This window comes from Flavobacterium suzhouense, assembly GCF_042684765.1.
Lineage (GTDB): Bacteria > Bacteroidota > Bacteroidia > Flavobacteriales > Flavobacteriaceae > Flavobacterium > Flavobacterium suzhouense.
Genome location: NZ_JBHUMD010000003.1, coordinates 61,444 through 78,213 on the forward strand (window position 1 = coordinate 61,444; position 16,770 = coordinate 78,213).

Annotated in this window: 18 protein-coding genes and 1 tRNA gene; 11 read left to right on the forward strand and 8 right to left on the reverse strand. The window is 40.0% G+C overall.

The genetic code is table 11. The annotated features are described in order from the left end of the window. Positions 1-13 precede the first annotated feature (13 nt). Positions 14-598 carry a hypothetical protein gene (locus ACFSR3_RS01115; protein ID WP_114759349.1) on the forward strand — a complete coding sequence of 195 codons (585 nt, stop codon included), beginning with the start codon at positions 14-16 and terminating at the stop codon, positions 596-598. 25 nt (positions 599-623) lie between these two features. On the opposite strand, the gene ACFSR3_RS01120 is transcribed toward ACFSR3_RS01115, so the two are convergent. From ACFSR3_RS01120 to mce, 4 genes are all read right to left on the reverse strand, one after another. Then, on the reverse strand, positions 624-1,142 hold the full coding sequence (locus ACFSR3_RS01120; RefSeq protein WP_379819340.1) for a GNAT family N-acetyltransferase: 519 nt from the start codon (positions 1,140-1,142) through the stop codon (positions 624-626). 91 nt (positions 1,143-1,233) lie between these two features. Further along, complete coding sequence (locus ACFSR3_RS01125; protein ID WP_114759347.1) at positions 1,234-1,428, reverse strand: cold-shock protein; 195 nt, start codon at positions 1,426-1,428, stop codon at positions 1,234-1,236. A gap of 186 nt (positions 1,429-1,614) precedes the next feature. Further along, positions 1,615-1,688 (reverse strand) — tRNA-Ile (locus ACFSR3_RS01130). Between the two features lie 117 nt (positions 1,689-1,805). Beyond that, positions 1,806-2,207, reverse strand: coding sequence for a methylmalonyl-CoA epimerase (gene mce, locus ACFSR3_RS01135; RefSeq protein ID WP_114759346.1), 402 nt, complete (start codon positions 2,205-2,207; stop codon positions 1,806-1,808). Positions 2,208-2,324: 117 nt separating this feature from the next. Between mce and rbfA the strand changes: the two genes are divergently transcribed. The 6 genes from rbfA to ACFSR3_RS01165 all read left to right on the forward strand — a co-directional run bounded on the left by rbfA (position 2,325) and on the right by ACFSR3_RS01165 (position 7,679). Beyond that, positions 2,325-2,717, forward strand: coding sequence for a 30S ribosome-binding factor RbfA (gene rbfA, locus ACFSR3_RS01140; RefSeq protein ID WP_114759345.1), 393 nt, complete (start codon positions 2,325-2,327; stop codon positions 2,715-2,717). A gap of 15 nt (positions 2,718-2,732) precedes the next feature. Beyond that, positions 2,733-3,938, forward strand: coding sequence for an ABC transporter permease (locus ACFSR3_RS01145; protein WP_379819342.1), 1,206 nt, complete (start codon positions 2,733-2,735; stop codon positions 3,936-3,938). Positions 3,939-4,146: 208 nt separating this feature from the next. Continuing rightward, positions 4,147-5,553, forward strand: a complete 1,407-nt coding sequence (locus ACFSR3_RS01150; RefSeq protein WP_379819343.1) for an MATE family efflux transporter — start codon at positions 4,147-4,149, stop codon at positions 5,551-5,553. A gap of 137 nt (positions 5,554-5,690) precedes the next feature. Beyond that, the gene (locus ACFSR3_RS01155; protein ID WP_379819344.1) at positions 5,691-6,548 is read left to right on the forward strand and encodes a TraB/GumN family protein; all 858 of its coding nucleotides are present in this window, start codon (positions 5,691-5,693) and stop codon (positions 6,546-6,548) included. 98 nt (positions 6,549-6,646) lie between these two features. Next, positions 6,647-7,078, forward strand: a complete 432-nt coding sequence (locus ACFSR3_RS01160) for an RNA polymerase sigma factor (protein WP_379819526.1) — start codon at positions 6,647-6,649, stop codon at positions 7,076-7,078. Continuing rightward, complete coding sequence (locus ACFSR3_RS01165) at positions 7,068-7,679, forward strand: hypothetical protein (RefSeq protein ID WP_379819345.1); 612 nt, start codon at positions 7,068-7,070, stop codon at positions 7,677-7,679. Before ACFSR3_RS01160 ends, ACFSR3_RS01165 begins: the two co-directional genes overlap by 11 nt. Before the next feature lie 127 nt (positions 7,680-7,806). On the opposite strand, the gene dusB is transcribed toward ACFSR3_RS01165, so the two are convergent. Next, entirely contained in the window at positions 7,807-8,793 is a 987-nt protein-coding gene (dusB, locus tag ACFSR3_RS01170) for a tRNA dihydrouridine synthase DusB (RefSeq protein ID WP_379819527.1), read from the reverse strand. Positions 8,794-9,804: 1,011 nt separating this feature from the next. On the opposite strand from dusB, the gene lepA reads away from it, so the two are divergent. The 4 genes from lepA (at position 9,805) to thiL (ending at position 13,935) form a co-directional block, all read left to right on the forward strand. Next, entirely contained in the window at positions 9,805-11,601 is a 1,797-nt protein-coding gene (lepA, locus tag ACFSR3_RS01175) for a translation elongation factor 4 (RefSeq protein WP_379819346.1), read from the forward strand. Positions 11,602-11,774: 173 nt separating this feature from the next. Further along, a complete protein-coding gene (locus ACFSR3_RS01180; protein WP_379819347.1) occupies positions 11,775-12,203 on the forward strand; it encodes a response regulator in 429 nt (142 codons plus the stop codon). Positions 12,204-12,324: 121 nt separating this feature from the next. Continuing rightward, positions 12,325-12,747 (forward strand): response regulator, encoded by a 423-nt coding sequence (locus tag ACFSR3_RS01185; protein WP_379819348.1) that lies wholly within the window; start codon positions 12,325-12,327, stop codon positions 12,745-12,747. A gap of 135 nt (positions 12,748-12,882) precedes the next feature. Further along, positions 12,883-13,935, forward strand: coding sequence for a thiamine-phosphate kinase (thiL, locus tag ACFSR3_RS01190; protein ID WP_379819349.1), 1,053 nt, complete (start codon positions 12,883-12,885; stop codon positions 13,933-13,935). A gap of 86 nt (positions 13,936-14,021) precedes the next feature. Here thiL and ACFSR3_RS01195 read toward each other — a convergent pair whose 3' ends face one another. The 3 genes from ACFSR3_RS01195 to ACFSR3_RS01205 all read right to left on the reverse strand — a co-directional run bounded on the left by ACFSR3_RS01195 (position 14,022) and on the right by ACFSR3_RS01205 (position 16,641). After that, entirely contained in the window at positions 14,022-14,435 is a 414-nt protein-coding gene (locus ACFSR3_RS01195) for a hypothetical protein (protein ID WP_379819350.1), read from the reverse strand. Positions 14,436-14,568: 133 nt separating this feature from the next. Next, positions 14,569-14,964 carry a DUF5071 domain-containing protein gene (locus ACFSR3_RS01200; RefSeq protein WP_379819351.1) on the reverse strand — a complete coding sequence of 132 codons (396 nt, stop codon included), beginning with the start codon at positions 14,962-14,964 and terminating at the stop codon, positions 14,569-14,571. A 132-nt stretch (positions 14,965-15,096) separates the two neighbouring features. Continuing rightward, a complete protein-coding gene (locus ACFSR3_RS01205; RefSeq protein ID WP_169521087.1) occupies positions 15,097-16,641 on the reverse strand; it encodes a glycine--tRNA ligase in 1,545 nt (514 codons plus the stop codon). Positions 16,642-16,770: the final 129 nt, after the last annotated feature.

The following is a 16,770-nucleotide window of genomic DNA, read 5'->3' on the forward strand; positions in this document are numbered from 1 at the left end:
CCAACTGAAACCAATGAAACTTAGACAAATTATCTTTTTGCTGCTGCTTTCTTCAGTTACTGCAACAGCACAAACTCTTGCCGTAAACACAAACGATACTAAAACAGGTTCACGGGTGATTCTAACAAAAAGCTATAAGGGTAAAAAAGCTGAAGTTGAAGATAGCGTTGCTAACAGAGGACTGGTGTTTTTCTCTGCTGGTTATCAAAGCCATCATGTAGGGAATAACGACATTAAAACCTACTTTATAGACCTGAACATTTACCATCACAATAATACTATCGGATGCATTAGGCAATCAGCCAACAACCTTATACTTGTACTTGAAGACAATAGCGAGATAGAATGTTTCCAGATATCAGACACTGATTGCAATCAGGAAGAATACAAAGCAGCTTTTGCACTTAGTAAAAAAAACAGCCACTTTGAAGAAAACGAAAAGAACTTTAAAAAACTACAGACAGTAGGTATTTCAAAAATAAAACTCATCACAACTGAAACCACTCAGGAATACAAAATAGGATCAAAATCAAGAAATTATATGAAAGCGAATTTTGAACTTGTATCAAAAACGCTTAACTCAGATTCATCAAAATAGGCTTAAAAAGCCTATTTTTTTACATCTATAGTTTTAATTTCAATAGAATATCACGCTGTACATCATTGCCCAACATAAAACCATGGGTACCAAAGGCCACAAAACCATTTTTAGCATAGAACTTTTGTGCATTTGTATTCTTATCCCATACACCCAGCCATAAATATTCGAAACTGTTCTTTAAAGCAATATCACGGGCTGCATCAAGCAGAAACTGCCCTGCTCTTTTACCCTGATGTTGAGCACTAACATAAATCCGCTCCAGTTCAAGACTTTGAGGATCGTTAATATCCGTTTGTGAGGGCGCATAATTCACTTTTATATAGCCAATAGCCTCATTCTCCTCCATGGCAAAATAAAACGCAGAAGAAGCGCTTGTGATACTCTGTAATAGTTTTTCCTCAGAAAATTCGGTTGCGATATAATGCTGCATATCTTCTTCGGTATTGAATTGGGCATAAGTATGCACAAAAGTTTCAATACTTAATTCCCTTAGCATTTTAACCCGGGATACATCAACTTTTTGGAGAATACGGTTTTGCATGGTGTAAAAATAAAAAAAGTCCCTTGCCGTGGCAAGGGACTCTGTGCTGGTAAGTTATAGGGAAGCCGGAGTAAAAATCCTCCGGGCTGAATTAGCCTACTACTTTAACATTAACGGCCGTAGGGCCTTTTCTGCCATCTTCTACTTCGTATTCAACAGCATCTTTTTCACTGATTTGTCCTACTACACCTGAAATGTGAACAAACACATCAGCTGAACCATCTTCCGGTACAATAAATCCAAATCCTTTTTCTTCGTTGAAGAATTTTACAACTCCTGATTTCATAAAAATAAATTAATGCCGCAAAAATGTAATAATTAATTGATTATACAATATTTTTCTTTAATTATTTTTCTGAAAAGATGTGAAATTTGTTCATTTAGTAATATCGGAAGCCTAAAACCGAGAATATAACAGGATAATACAAACAAAAAACCCTCCACATTGCTGTGAAGGGTTTTGTAAAACCAGTGGTCCCACCTGGGCTCGAACCAGGGACCACCTGATTATGAGTCAGGTGCTCTAACCAACTGAGCTATAGGACCGGTTTTGAGGTTGCAATATTACTATTAATTTTCATGCAATGCAAATAATTTTAAAGGATTATTACATCACCAACACCTCAACCACAAATACTGACTGATAATGAAGTTTTTGCAACCTTAAATTATTTCCTGGCAAAGCTCAATCAGCACGCCGTTCGTACCTTTTGGATGCAGGAATGCTACCAGTTTATTATCTGCCCCTTTTTTAGGTATTTCGTTAAGCACGGTAAAACCCTCTGCTTTTAATCGGGCGATTTCAGCAACGATATCTTCCACATCAAAAGCGATATGGTGGATACCCTCCCCTTTTTTCTCAAGGAATTTAGCAATTGGGCTATCCGGAGTTGTCGCTTCTAAAAGCTCTATTTTGTTAGGTCCGTTCATAAAGAAAGAGGTTTTTACCCCTTCGCTTGCCACTTCTTCCATTTTGTATGCCGGCGCGCCGAAAAGTTTCTCAAAAAGCTGATTCGAAACCTCAAGGCTGTTTACGGCGATACCTATATGTTCAATTTTTCTCATACTATTTCGTTTGTTGTTTGTGGGAGCAAATATAAAACTTTGGGTAATCATTTAAACTTTACAACTCTGTATCTTTGAGACTCTGCAACTTCTAAGAAAATTAAGTACTTTTGCAAGATGGAAACAAACAGACAAAAAAAGATAGGCGCCCTCTTACAGAATGACCTTGTAGATATATTACAGGGTGAGATACGTAAAAACGGCATCACTAATCTTATCATCTCTATATCTAAAGTTGCGGTTACTACCGACCTTTCTATAGCTAAAGTATACCTTAGCGTATTCCCTTCGGAGCGTGGTGGCGAAATACTTGCAGCAGTACGCTCTAATGCACCGCTTATTAAACACGATCTTGCACAACGTGTAAGGCTTCAGTTGCGCAAAGTACCTAACCTGGTATTTTACATAGACGACTCTCTGGATCAGATAGAAAAAATTGACAATGAGCTTAAAGGAGAAAACAATCCTATTACAAATCCTGAGCTTTTAGACAGACGTAAAAAATCATAATTCCGGAATCATAATTTGAGCTTTCCGTTTTACATAGCCCGTAGGTACACCATAAGCCGAAGCAAGAGCACTGCCATTAACATTATTACGGGTATTGCAGCAACGGGTATTGTAGTAAGTACGGCAGCTCTTTTTATTATCCTTTCAGTTTTTAGCGGACTAAAGGATTTCAGTCTTTCTTTTACAAACACTACCGATCCCGACCTGAAGCTTACTCCTGCAACAGGAAAATCATTCTTAATGACTCCTGAGCAGGAAGCAACACTTCACCAGTTTAAAAACATTGCTGCATACAGCAAAATAGCCGAAGAAAGAGTACTCTTTTATTTTGACGGGAAAGAACAGGTGGCTTACATGAAGGGCGTAGACAGCCTTTTTACAACCGTAACCCCTATTAAAAAGAGCGTTCCTTACGGACAATGGCTTAAGCCTTATACCGGACAGGCAGTGGTTGGAGCAAACATCATGAACAAATTTTCAATGTTCATTGGCGAATTCAACAGGGATTTCGAGGTATTTGTACCCAAAGCGGGCAAAGGTGCCATTCAGAATCCGGAAGATGCTTTTAATAAGACCGTACTCATCCCTACAGGCGTTTACAACATCAACGACGAACAGGACAGCAAATATGTTTTTGTAGACGTCGCTCTTGCACAAGAAATGCTTCAGTTTAAACGCAATCAGTATACTTCGATAGAATTTAAACTGATGCCCGGAACCAATGAAGCCGATATGCGTAAAGACATTGAAAAGCTATTTGGTAATAAGGTGATATTAAAGAACAGGGAACAGCTAAACGACTCGCTTTACAAGATGCTGAATGCCGAGAATCTGGTGACCTACCTTTTCTGCTCGTTAGTAGTGGTACTTACCTTGTTCTGTCTTGCAGGAGCACTTATCATGCTGATACTCGATAAAAAAGAAAACATCAGAACACTTTACAGCCTTGGTGCCGAAGTAAAAGCACTTCGCAATATTTTTTTTTATCAAGGGATCTTTATCACTACACTGGGTGCAACTTTTGGAATACTGCTTGGCGCAGGTGTAATATTTGTCCAAAAGCAATTCAGCCTTCTTATGATTACCAATACCATGGCATATCCGGTTGAATTCAGTGTTATGAATATTGTAATCGTATTACTTACGATTTTTATCCTTGGTGTTTTTGCTTCCCGCATAGCCGCAGCCCGTGTAAGCAAAAAGCTTATGGAATCAGCTTAATTATTTAAATAGTTATTAATTATCTAAAAAATAACACAATAACTTTTTCTTTTTGCAGAAATTCATTTTCTTTGCCGTCAATTCTTTACGAACTATGAAAATTTTGTTATCCCTATCCGCTAGGGATTGCCACCTCCGCACATAAATTTTTTACGGCATTACGTAATGCCCACGTTCGCTATTTCATCAATCTTATCAAATCAAACCAATGACACAGGACATTCAACACACCAGTGCATTATCACGCTTTTTTGCACTGCTCAAACAATCCCTTAAGGGAGAAAATATAGACTTTACACAAGGTAGCATCCGCCGCGCGGTTATCCTGCTTGCTATTCCGATGATGCTGGAAATGGCTATGGAATCGGTCTTCGCACTGGTAGATCTTTATTTCGTAGGTCATTTAGAAAACAGCAGTTTTGCTGTACAAACGGTAGGCTTAACCGAATCGGTACTTTCTGTAGTTTATTCTATCGCTATAGGTATGAGTATGGCTGCCACTGCAGTTGTTGCCCGACGAATAGGCGAAAAAGACCCTGTTTCTGCCTCAAAGGCCGGTATGCAGGCCATAATCATAGCCGTAGCCGTAAACGTTGTTTTAGCCATTTTTGGGCTGATTTATGCTACCGATATTTTAATCCTGATGGGATCATCTGAAGAATCAGCCATCTTTGGAACGCCTTTTATGCGTATCATGATGGGTGGAAGTTTCATAATCATGCTGCTTTTCCTTTTCAATGGTATTTTTCGTGGTGCCGGTAATGCAGCCATCGCGATGAGAAGCCTTTGGATTGCCAACTTATGTAACATTATACTTTGTGCCATTTTGGTTCCTGCTATGGGGCTGACCGGGGCAGCAATAGCCACAACCATAGGACGAAGCATTGGTGTACTATACCAGCTATACAACCTGTTTAATGGCAAAGGCATCCTTAAAGTTGCTGCTTCTTATTTCCTGCCGGATTGGGAACAGATAAAATCACTGGTAAAAATTGCAGCACCGGGAGTATTACAATTTGTAATAGCATCATGCAGCTGGATATTTCTTGCAGAGCTGGTAGCCACATCAGGTGGTGACGAAGGCTCTGCCGGATACCAGAGTGCTATACGTATCATGATGTTCTTTATGCTTCCCGCATGGGGAATGAGTGGTGCGGCTGCCACGCTGGTAGGTCAGAATCTTGGTGCCAAACTGGTAGACAGGGCAGAACGTTCGGTATTTGTCACCGCAAAATTCAGCGTAACCTACATGGCAATCATTATGGTGATATGCCTGTTGGCTGCCGACCCGATGATGTGGTTCTTTACCAACAACGCACAGGTACACGATATCGCTGTAGAAGCAATAAGGATATTAAGTGCCGGATATATCTTTTACGGCATAGGCATGGTATTATTGAATGCCTTTAACGGAGCCGGAGATACCAAAACCCCTACATGGGTAAACTTTTTCGGTTTCTGGATCATCCAGATACCATTAGCCTACATACTCGCAAAGCATTTCAACTGGGGGCCAACAGGTGTATTCTGGGCCATCCCGATAGCCGAAACCTTTATGACGATAATCAGCTTTATACTTTTCAGACGCGGAAAATGGAAAAAAGTCGAAGTGTAACTATAAAATACTATACCCCGAAAGCCCTGTATTTACAGGGCTTTTTATTTTACTGAAATTATTTTCCTCTTTTTTTTGTAACGAATGAACGATTGCTTTACATACTTGTTATAAATCACAATCAAAAAACGAAAAACATGAAAAAAGCAATCTTTTTAATCGCAGCAGTAGCATCAACATTATTTGGTAATGCTCAACAAGCTAATGACAACAACTCCATGCTATGGAAAATTGAAGGCAAAGGAATTGAAAAACCTTCGTACCTGTTTGGTACCATTCACGTACTTTGCGAAGAAGACTTTCAGATCAAGGAAAAAGTAAGCAATGCTTTTAACAGTACTTCTAACCTTGTACTTGAGGTAAACTCTACCGATCCCAAAGAAATGGAGTCCATGCAAAAAATGATGAGAAGCGAAATTACTCTCTCAAGCAGACTTAATGAAGCTGAAAGAAAAGAAGCAAACGAAATCCTTACTTCACAAATGGGCATAACACTCGAGCAGGCCAATTATGTTTCTCCCTCAGGACTGATGAGCATTGCCATAGCAAATGCAATGAAATGCCCTCCCACCAAAATAAAGTTTTTTGAAGGCGAATTTGTTACGATGGCACAGGCGCAGCACAAAACCATAGGCGGACTCGAAACCATAGACAGCCAGATTGTTGTCATGGAAAAATCATACACCCTTGCCGAAATACTAAACCAGATTAAACTAAAATCGGACTACGCACAGATAATGGATAACCTGGCGCGTTTTCACAAAGAAGAGAACCTGCCGGAACTCTACAGAACCATAACAGACAGGCGTTTTATGAACACTACAGCCGAAAACCTGATGTTAACGGAAAGAAACCAGGCATGGGTTAAAAAAATACCTGCAATTGCAAAAAAAGAAAGTACTTTCTTTGCGGTAGGCGCAGGACATTTATACGGCAAAAATGGAGTAATTGAATTACTGAAACAACAGGGTTATAAAGTAACTCCCGTAAAATAAAAGCAAACCAACCAAAACCAACAGATTTGAAAACCAACGAAAAGGAATTCTTAGCGCTGATCGAAAAGCACAAGGGTCTTATCCATAAGGTTTCGAGAATGTACATGGACGAACCCGAAGACAGGGAAGACCTGTTTCAGGAAATCGTATTGCAACTCTGGAAATCATACGGCACCTTTAGGGGCGAAAGTCAGATATCAACCTGGATGTACCGGGTGGCCGTAAACAGCGCGCTAACGTTCTTCAAAAAAGAAAAGAGAAAGCCCGACAATACCCGGATGCATGACAAAATGGATCTTAAAGACGACAACGATGAAATGCACCGCGAAACACAACTGGACTATTTTTACAAAGCTGTACAGCTGCTCAATCCGGTAGAGAAGGCATTGATATTTCTTTTTCTCGAAGGACAGTCGCACAAGGAAATTAGCCAGAATTTGGGTATTACTGAAGTAAATGCCCGCGTAAAACTAAACCGAACAAAAGACAAGTTACAGGAAATCATTAAAAAACAGGGTTATGAATTTTAACGAATTACAACAACAATGGAATAACGAACCTACAGACAACGTTCGTGTCCCAAACACCATAGAGACACTTAAAGAAGCACAAACACCTATTGACAGAGTACGCAAAAAAATGAAAGCAGACTTTTTCATGCAGGCTTTCATGCTCGTGCTTGTAGGTTTCGCTCCTATGATATTCGATTTTTCAGATAAGCTTATTGCACTATTTATTCCTTTCTATGCAATAATGATAGGATTTATGACCTACTATTTTTATAAGTTCTTTGTGTTCTATAAAAAATCGTATGACATGACATTTGATAGTCGTAAAAACCTGCTTTGGTTTTTTTATGAGCTGAAACTAAATATAGAGCTTTACAAAGCACTTACCTACATTATGTTCTTTCTGGGATTTTCGTTTGGTGTACTGGCAGGCACAGTAACAAAAAACCAGAATACCATCAGTAATTTTCTTGACAAAAAAGCAGCTGGAATTACAGGTATTGCATTATTAGCCGGATTAATCCTGTTTTCGCTTTTCATGGCCGAATTTATACCTCGTTGGTATTACGGCAAACACCTGAAGCAGGTAAAATCTGTACTGGATCAGCTCGACGAGGAATAATTGATTGTTGGTTGTCGGTTGATAGTTGCCGGAAGCTGCACACCATCCATAAAAAAGGGGTTCGTAATCGTTGACTACAAACCCCTTTTTACCTTTATTATTTTATCAGACAACTGTCAACCATCAACTAAACTACCGACCCAAATACATCCAACACTTCATCAAGCACTGCATATACATCGGCTGCGGCATCATAGGTAACCATTTTTTGTCGGTATTCCTTAAAGTTTGGAATACCTTTAAAGTAATTGGTATAATGACGACGTGTTTCAAACACCCCTACTCTTTCACCTTTCCATTCAATAGCCCACATTAAGTGGTTACGTGCAGCTTCAACACGGTCTTCGAGCGTTGGCATAGGCAAGTGCTCACCAGTATTGAAGAAATGTTTTATCTCGTTAAATATCCACGGATACCCGATAGCCGCACGGCCAATCATGATACCATCGATACCATATTCATTTTTATATTTCAGCGCTTTTTCAGGACTATCGATATCACCATTACCAAAGATTGGGATATTGATGCGCTGATTGTTCTTTACGCGTGCAATATGCGACCAGTCGGCTTCCCCTTTATACATCTGCGCACGGGTACGCCCATGAATGGTAAGCGCCTTGATACCCACATCCTGAAGTCGCTCAGCAACCTCATCAATATTTATAGAATCCTCATCCCAGCCCAAACGGGTTTTTACCGTTACCGGCAGTGATGTACTGTTTACAACGGCTTTGGTAAGACGCACCATCAGGTCGATATCTTTCAGTACACCAGCACCGGCACCTTTGCACACCACCTTTTTTACAGGGCAGCCAAAATTTATATCAACAATATCCGGGTTTACGGTCTCAACAATTTTTGCCGAAAGCGCCATTGCCTCCTCATCTCCACCAAATATCTGTATTCCCACAGGGCGTTCGTAATCAAAAATATCCAGCTTCTGGCGGCTCTTCATAGCATCACGTATCAATCCCTCAGAGGAAATAAACTCACTATACATAAGGTCAGCACCATGCGTTTTACACAACCTGCGGAAAGGCGGATCACTCACGTCCTCCATAGGAGCCAGCAATAGCGGAAATTCGGGCAGTTCTATATTGCCAATCTTTACCATCTTCTTCATTTTGTGCAAAATTACAATATTTATATGACTTCTTTCAAAACCAATATACTCCTGCATACGTATATAAGAACATAAGCATTAACCACTTGCTCATTCCGATTTAAAAAGAGCAGTATTTATAAAAGCCTATAACTATAGACCAAAGCCCCCGATTGGCATACAACAACGATATTTGACCACTACTTACTGCTTATTTGGGCACATGTTCCGTTGGTCATGTGCCTTTTTTGTAAGAAATAAAAGGCTATAATATTTTTATATGCGCGCATAGAATAAAAATATAATAAAACTCATTATCAACACATTAACCATTGTACCTTTGTAGTGTTAAGATTGGTTATATCATTTCACCACCAATGAACAAGGTGGGAAGCAAATGGTAATAATAATTTTTAGATTGGTTGATTGGTTATGATTAGTGCATGGAGTTTTCTTCATGCACTTTTCATTTATATTCATTTTAAAATTAAAAATTTGACATCTCAAAATTTTCATAAAATTTACCGTTAAACGGAGAAATACGCATTTTATCGAATCCGATGTAATCTTTTTCCGATTCAGAAATGATCTACAAACAACACATTTTCAGTAAACTACTACACAAAAACACACAACTACAACGTTGTAATTACGTTTTTTCAGATTTTAAAAAAAATAACATTGAAACCTGTTTTTGTATTATTTTTTATCGTTGCTTTGCACCGTAGTTTTAAAGAATTATTTAAACGATCAGATTCTGAATCCCCCCAATCAGAAACCTGAATTTCGACATAACTTATTCGGTAAATTACCATTACTAAAAAGTATAAAACAGCATACGGAAGCCCCCAACCGAATGCTGTTTTTTTATTTACCACTATCCGTTTGCAACTCGCTAAGTTTAAACTATATTTGCCGATTAAATTTGCTACCTTTACAGGTAATATGCGTGAGGGATAGGAGCAGGCTAAACTATAGCAGCCCGAAGGGACACGCCCTAACAAAAACTGATAACAGACGAAGATGAAGCATATTAGGAATTTTTGCATTATTGCCCATATCGACCACGGTAAGAGTACCCTGGCAGACAGGCTTCTTGATGCTACGCAAACAGTAACCAAACGTGAACAGCAGGCACAGCTGCTTGACAACATGGATCTTGAAAGAGAAAGAGGTATCACGATCAAGAGCCACGCCATACAGATGGAATATACCTACAAGGGAGAGGAATATATCCTTAACCTTATTGATACTCCGGGCCACGTGGATTTCTCGTATGAGGTATCGCGTTCTATTGCTGCCTGTGAAGGCGCCCTTCTAATTGTTGATGCTGCACAAAGTATTCAGGCGCAAACAATCTCTAACCTTTACCTTGCTTTAGAAAACGACCTGGAAATTATTCCGGTACTAAATAAAATTGACCTTCCAAGTGCTAATCCTGAAGAGGTAAGCGATGATATCGTAGACCTTTTAGGATGTAAACTGGAAGACATTATCCCTGCTTCGGGTAAGACCGGCCTTGGGGTAGAAGATATACTTGCTGCTATCATTGAGCGTATCCCGGCTCCTAAAGGCGATCCAAACGAACCACTTCAGGCATTGATATTTGACTCGGTATACAACCCATTTCGTGGAATTGAGGTTATATTCAGGGTTATTAACGGAACCATCAACAAAGGCCAGAAAATTAAATTTATGGCTACCGGCAACGAATATTTTGCCGATGAGATCGGTACGCTAAAACTGAACCAGGTTCCGAAACAGGTTGTAAGTGCAGGTGACGTAGGTTACCTCATCTCGGGAATTAAAGAAGCCAAAGAGGTAAAAGTAGGTGACACGCTTACCGATGCCAAAAACCCTACCTCAAACATGGTAAGTGGTTTTGAAGATGTAAAACCAATGGTATTTGCTGGTATCTATCCGGTAGATACTGAAGATTATGAAGAGCTTCGTAACTCTATGGAGAAACTGCAGCTGAATGATGCTTCTCTTGTATTTGCAGCAGAAAGCTCGGCAGCACTTGGTTTTGGTTTCCGATGCGGATTCTTAGGAATGCTGCACATGGAGATCATTCAGGAGCGTTTAGAGCGTGAGTTTGATATGACGGTAATTACTACGGTTCCCAACGTATCGTACCTTGCGTACACTAAAAAAGACCCTGAAAAACCAATTATCGTTAACAACCCGAGCGACCTTCCGGAGCCATCTAAACTGAGCCACGTAGAAGAGCCCTATATTAAAGCAACCATCATTACCAAAGCTGACTTCGTAGGTAACGTAATGAGCCTTTGTATTGAGAAACGCGGATTGATCACGAATCAGACTTACCTTACTACAGAACGTGTTGAGCTTAACTTTGATATGCCACTTGCAGAGATCGTATTCGATTTCTACGACAGGCTTAAAACAGTATCTAAAGGTTATGCATCGTTTGACTACTCTCCTATCGGGATGCGTACGTCAAAACTTGTACGCCTTGACGTATTGTTGAACGGTCAGCCGGTAGATGCACTTTCGGCACTTATCCACGAGGATAACGCTTACAACATCGGTAAAAAGATGTGTGAGAAACTGAAAGAACTTATTCCGCGCCAGCAGTTTGACATCCCTATCCAGGCTGCAATTGGGGTAAAAGTAATTTCGCGTGAAACCGTTAAGGCACTACGTAAAGACGTTACAGCAAAATGTTATGGTGGTGATATCTCCCGTAAACGTAAACTTCTTGAAAAACAGAAGAAAGGTAAAAAACGTATGCGTCAGGTAGGTAACGTAGAGATTCCGCAGGAAGCTTTCATGGCGGTATTGAAACTAAATGATTAGAACTCAGTATTGAGAATTGAGATATTAGAAACCCAGTGCGTTTGTACCGGGTTTTTATTTATTATTAACCCTCCCAATTAGCCTTTAAGAACCAACAGAATCGTTTTATAGAATTATTCTAACAAAATTTTAAGGTTTAAATCTATATATTAGCCCGATAAAAAACATTTTAAATGAAGAAAGACGGACAGATTATTATTATTGAAGATGACAGAGATGATGGCGATATCCTGAAAGAAGTAATTGAGGATCTGGGATATGAAAATGAGGTAATAATACTTCCTGACAGTACATTGGTAATGGAATTTTTACAAAGACCCGAGATTGCCCCATTCCTTATTTTCTCTGACATTAATATGCCTAAAATGAGCGGTTACGAACTTAGGGACGAGGTATTGGCCGACCCAAACCTAAGCGACAAAACAGTACCTTATATTTTTTTTAGTACTGCCAGCGACCCTGACACCATAAAAACAGCATATAAGAAAGCAGCACAGGGATTTTTCACAAAACTCAGTAATTACGACGACTATAAAGATGTCATTAAGAAAATTATTGAATACTGGAAAGCTGCAAAAGTTCCTGATAAAGACCCATCATAACAAAAAACCTCCTTTTACGGAGGTTTTTTGTTACAGAAAGGCTAATGTTTGTTATAGAAAGATTAATCTCAGTGCATAGTGTATTTGAACGCAATACTTTTGCCATTCAATTACAATTATCATGAAAAAAGACGGACCTATAATAATCATTGACGATGATGAGGATGACAGGCTTATATTTGAAGATATACTTAAGTCGCTACAAATTCCCAACGAAATAATCCTCTTGGGAGACAGTACTCAGGTTATCCCCTTTCTGCAACAGGAACACATCAAACCTTTTATGGTGATTTCCGACATCAATATGCCACGAATGAATGGCTTTGAACTCCGCGACGAAATACTTAAAGACCCCGAACTTACCGAAAAGACCGTGCCTTTTATATTCTTCACTACGGTAGGCAATGGTTATACGGTTGAAGAAGCCTTTAAGCGTGCCATACAAGGCTACTTTCACAAAACAAGCGACATGAAACAACTCAAAGAAACCCTACAGGAGATCGTTGATTACTGGAGTGATTCGGTTATCCCTGAGATAGATTAACGCTTTCTACTCTCCTCTCCTTTGGAGAGTCCCGATAGCTATCGGGAGGGGTGCTGCTGACTTTACAACTTTCGACTTTAAAACTTTACGACTATATTGTAACTTTGCAACTTTCAACTTTGCAACTCAAAAGAAATGATAGAAGATAAAAACCAGCAGCGCACCAGTCTTTCGGCACTGGGCGAATTCGGCCTTATAGGACACCTTACACGCGATATCGAAACATCTCTACCCTCTACCCTTAAAGGCATAGGCGATGATGGCGCTGTGCTTGATTTTAAAGATAAAAAAGTGGTGGTCTCTACCGACCTGCTGATTGAAGGCGTACACTTCGACCTTGCCTATATGCCATTAAAGCATTTGGGTTATAAAGCTGTTGTGGTTAATGTTTCGGATATCTGTGCCATGAACGCTACCCCTACCCAGATCACCGTATCAATCGCGGTTTCCAACCGTTTCCCGGTGGAAGCGCTTGACGAATTGTACGACGGTATCAAACACGCTGCAAAAGTGTATGGTGTGGATATTGTAGGCGGTGACACAACCTCATCACAAAAAGGGATGATATTAAGCATTACTGCCATTGGTGAAGCAGAAGCGGAAGATATTACATATCGCGCCGGTGCTACCAGTACTGACCTGCTTATTGTAACAGGTGATGTGGGTGCTGCCTATATGGGTCTTCAGGTATTGGAACGCGAAAAACAGGTGTTCCAGGTAAACCCGAACAACCAACCCGATTTAGATCCTTATAATTACCTTATCGAACGCCAGCTGAAGCCGGAAGCCCGTAAGGATATTAAAGCGATCTTAAAAGCGCTTGAATTGCAGCCTACGAGCATGATCGATGTTTCTGACGGACTATCCTCAGAGATTATTCACCTTTGCAAGAATTCAGGACTTGGCGCAAGCTTATACGAAGAGAAGATTCCTGTTGATCCACAACTTATCAATGTATGTGAAGAATTCAACATTGACATCACTACAGTCGCGCTTAATGGCGGTGAAGATTACGAATTGTTATTCACAATCAAACAAGCCGACTACGACAAGATAAAAGGCAACCCTAACTTTACGGTTATCGGCCACATGACGGAAGAAAGTGCCGGCATTAACCTTGTTACCCGTGCCAACACGCAGATCCCGCTTAAAGCAAGGGGATGGAATGCACTTTCAGAAGGAGAGTAATTTCTCAGTCGCAACTTGCAGACCTTTAATAAAACACAAAAGCTCCCTGCTATCGCAGGGAGCTTTTTTATAACGGCTCTTTAGTCTTACTTCGAGGTTCGCCCCTGCACTTCAACCTTCGCTTTATCGGTCAACAGCATATTCCCAACGGAATCGTATTGAAGTTCTATTTTTTTCACTTTAGCACTGCCGCTTTTACCGGGTAAATCCCATGCCAATGATGTCATGCCTTTAGTAAGCACACCTACCGCTTTGGCATCATATTCTTTTTTAGTACCATCGCTCATTTCCACATATACCTTTTTGAGCTTAACAGTACCCTGCACACATTTAATCCTGATCTTGTCTACGCTTTTGGCATCTCCCCTTGGCGTGACAACATCCTTTTCAGCTTTAAAGCTTACGGTTTTCTCGGCAATAGTAACCCAGTTTTGCGCACTCACCTGAGAAGAGAATCCCAGGAATAAAAAAAACGTCAATAGTGTAAAGGTGTTTTTCATGATTATAATTTTTATGGTTGGTTGTAATTAATTTACTTGCAGCAACTTACCTCTAAATTACAAAAAACAAAGACACGAAAAACATATTTTATTACAGTATAGCAATGAGTTAAAACTAAAAATGATATTTAATTTAAAGAATCCCTTTCTGTCTGAACTTTTCAATCATTTCTTGAACATCTTCATGAACGCCGCAATCAATTTCATCAGGAGTGGGCTCATTATAGACCCTTACAATTTCATTTACTATTCTTTCATTAACCTTCCCCTGATAATTATCTATTAAACCAAGTATCCAGTATTTCCACATTCCATCATCAGTCCTGAATATTTTTATAATCTCATCCTCAATTTCATTGACATGAGGCAGTAAAAAATCGAAGATACCTCCTGCAACCGGCCAATTCATATCTTGCAACCATTCTAGCAAGGCCGGTACTTTATCTCTTACTTCATCAAAAGAGCAATTTTGAAGATTCTCAATTGCTTTGTCATCCCATTTATCTCTTGGAACTATATGTTGCGTCATATCTAAATATTATATCGAATATTGTGTCATTGCGAGCGTAATGCAATGAAGCGTGGCAATCTTAGATTGCTTCGTTCCTCGCAATGACCTAACACCATAAAAAAAGCTGCCCTTTCAGACAGCTTTCAATTCTTATTTCATTTTCATCAGCCAGTTTCTTACTGAAACCGCTTCGTTGATTATACCTCTCAATTCAGATATCTTAACCCTGTCCTGCTGCATGCTGTCGCGGTGACGGATAGTTACAGTTTGGTCTTCTAAAGTCTGGTGATCTACTGTGATACAGAACGGAGTACCCAGGGCATCCTGTCTTCTGTAACGGCGGCCTACTGCATCTTTCTCGTCATAAGACACATTGAAGTCCCACTTAAGGTCTTCAATGATCTCTCTTGCAACATCTGGAAGCCCATCTTTCTTAACCAACGGAAGTACTGCAGCCTTAGTAGGCGCTAATACAGCCGGAAGCGCAAGTACAGTACGTGTAGAACCGTCTTCAAGAGTTTCTTCTTTTAGTGAATTAGAGAATACCGCAAGGAACATCCTGTCAAGACCTACAGACGTTTCTACTACGTATGGCGTGTAGTTTTCGTTAAGCTCAGGATCAAAGTACTGTAGTTTTTTACCAGAGAACTGCTCGTGTGCTTTAAGGTCAAAATCCGTTCTTGAGTGAATACCTTCAAGCTCTTTAAAGCCGAATGGGAAGTTGAACTCGATATCGGCAGCAGCATTAGCATAGTGTGCCAGCTTCTCATGGTCATGGAAACGGTAATTTTCTTTACCAAGCCCTAACGACAGGTGCCATTTCAGTCTTGTTTCTTTCCAGTACTCGTAGTATTTCATCTCTTCACCCGGGCGAACGAAGAACTGCATTTCCATTTGTTCGAACTCACGCATACGGAAGATAAACTGCCTTGCAACAATCTCATTACGGAACGCCTTACCTGTTTGTGCGATACCGAAAGGCACTTTCATACGACCTGTTTTCTGTACGTTCAGGAAGTTTACGAATATACCCTGTGCCGTTTCCGGACGAAGGTAAAGGTCCATAGCGTTAGATGCTTCAGCACCAAGTTTGGTACCAAACATAAGGTTGAACTGACGTACCTCTGTCCAGTTTTTAGAACCGGTTTCAGGATCAGCGATCTCAAGCTCTTCGATAAGCGCTTTTACGTCGGCAAGGTTCTCAGTTTCCAGCGAACGCGCCATACGCTCAAGTATCTCTTTCTTTTTAGCAAGGTATTCTACCACACGCGCATTAGTAGTGATGAATTCCTGCTCGTTAAAGGCATCGCCAAAACGAACTCTTGCTTTTTCGATTTCTTTTTGGGCTTTCTGGTTTATCTTCTCGGCATAATCCTCGATAAGCACATCGGCCCTGTATCTTTTTTTGGAATCTTTGTTATCGATCAGCGGGTCGTTGAAGGCATCAACGTGCCCCGATGCTTTCCATGTAGTTGGGTGCATGAAGATTGCGGCATCAATACCCACAATGTTCTCATGCATCTGCACCATCGATTTCCACCAGTATTCCCTGATATTCTTTTTCAGTTCGGCACCATTCTGCGCATAATCATACACTGCGCTAAGGCCGTCGTATATTTCGCTTGACGGAAAAATAAATCCGTACTCCTTTGCGTGCGAAATAACATTTTTAAATAGATCTTCTTGTTTTGCCATAGTGTTGCAAAAATATAAAAAGGGATTGTATATACAGAAGCTTATAAATATAAAAAAGACTCTTTTACAATTTGTTAAAATTTTGAATTAATATTCTTACATCATAAGGGTTTTAACAAATTAAATTAT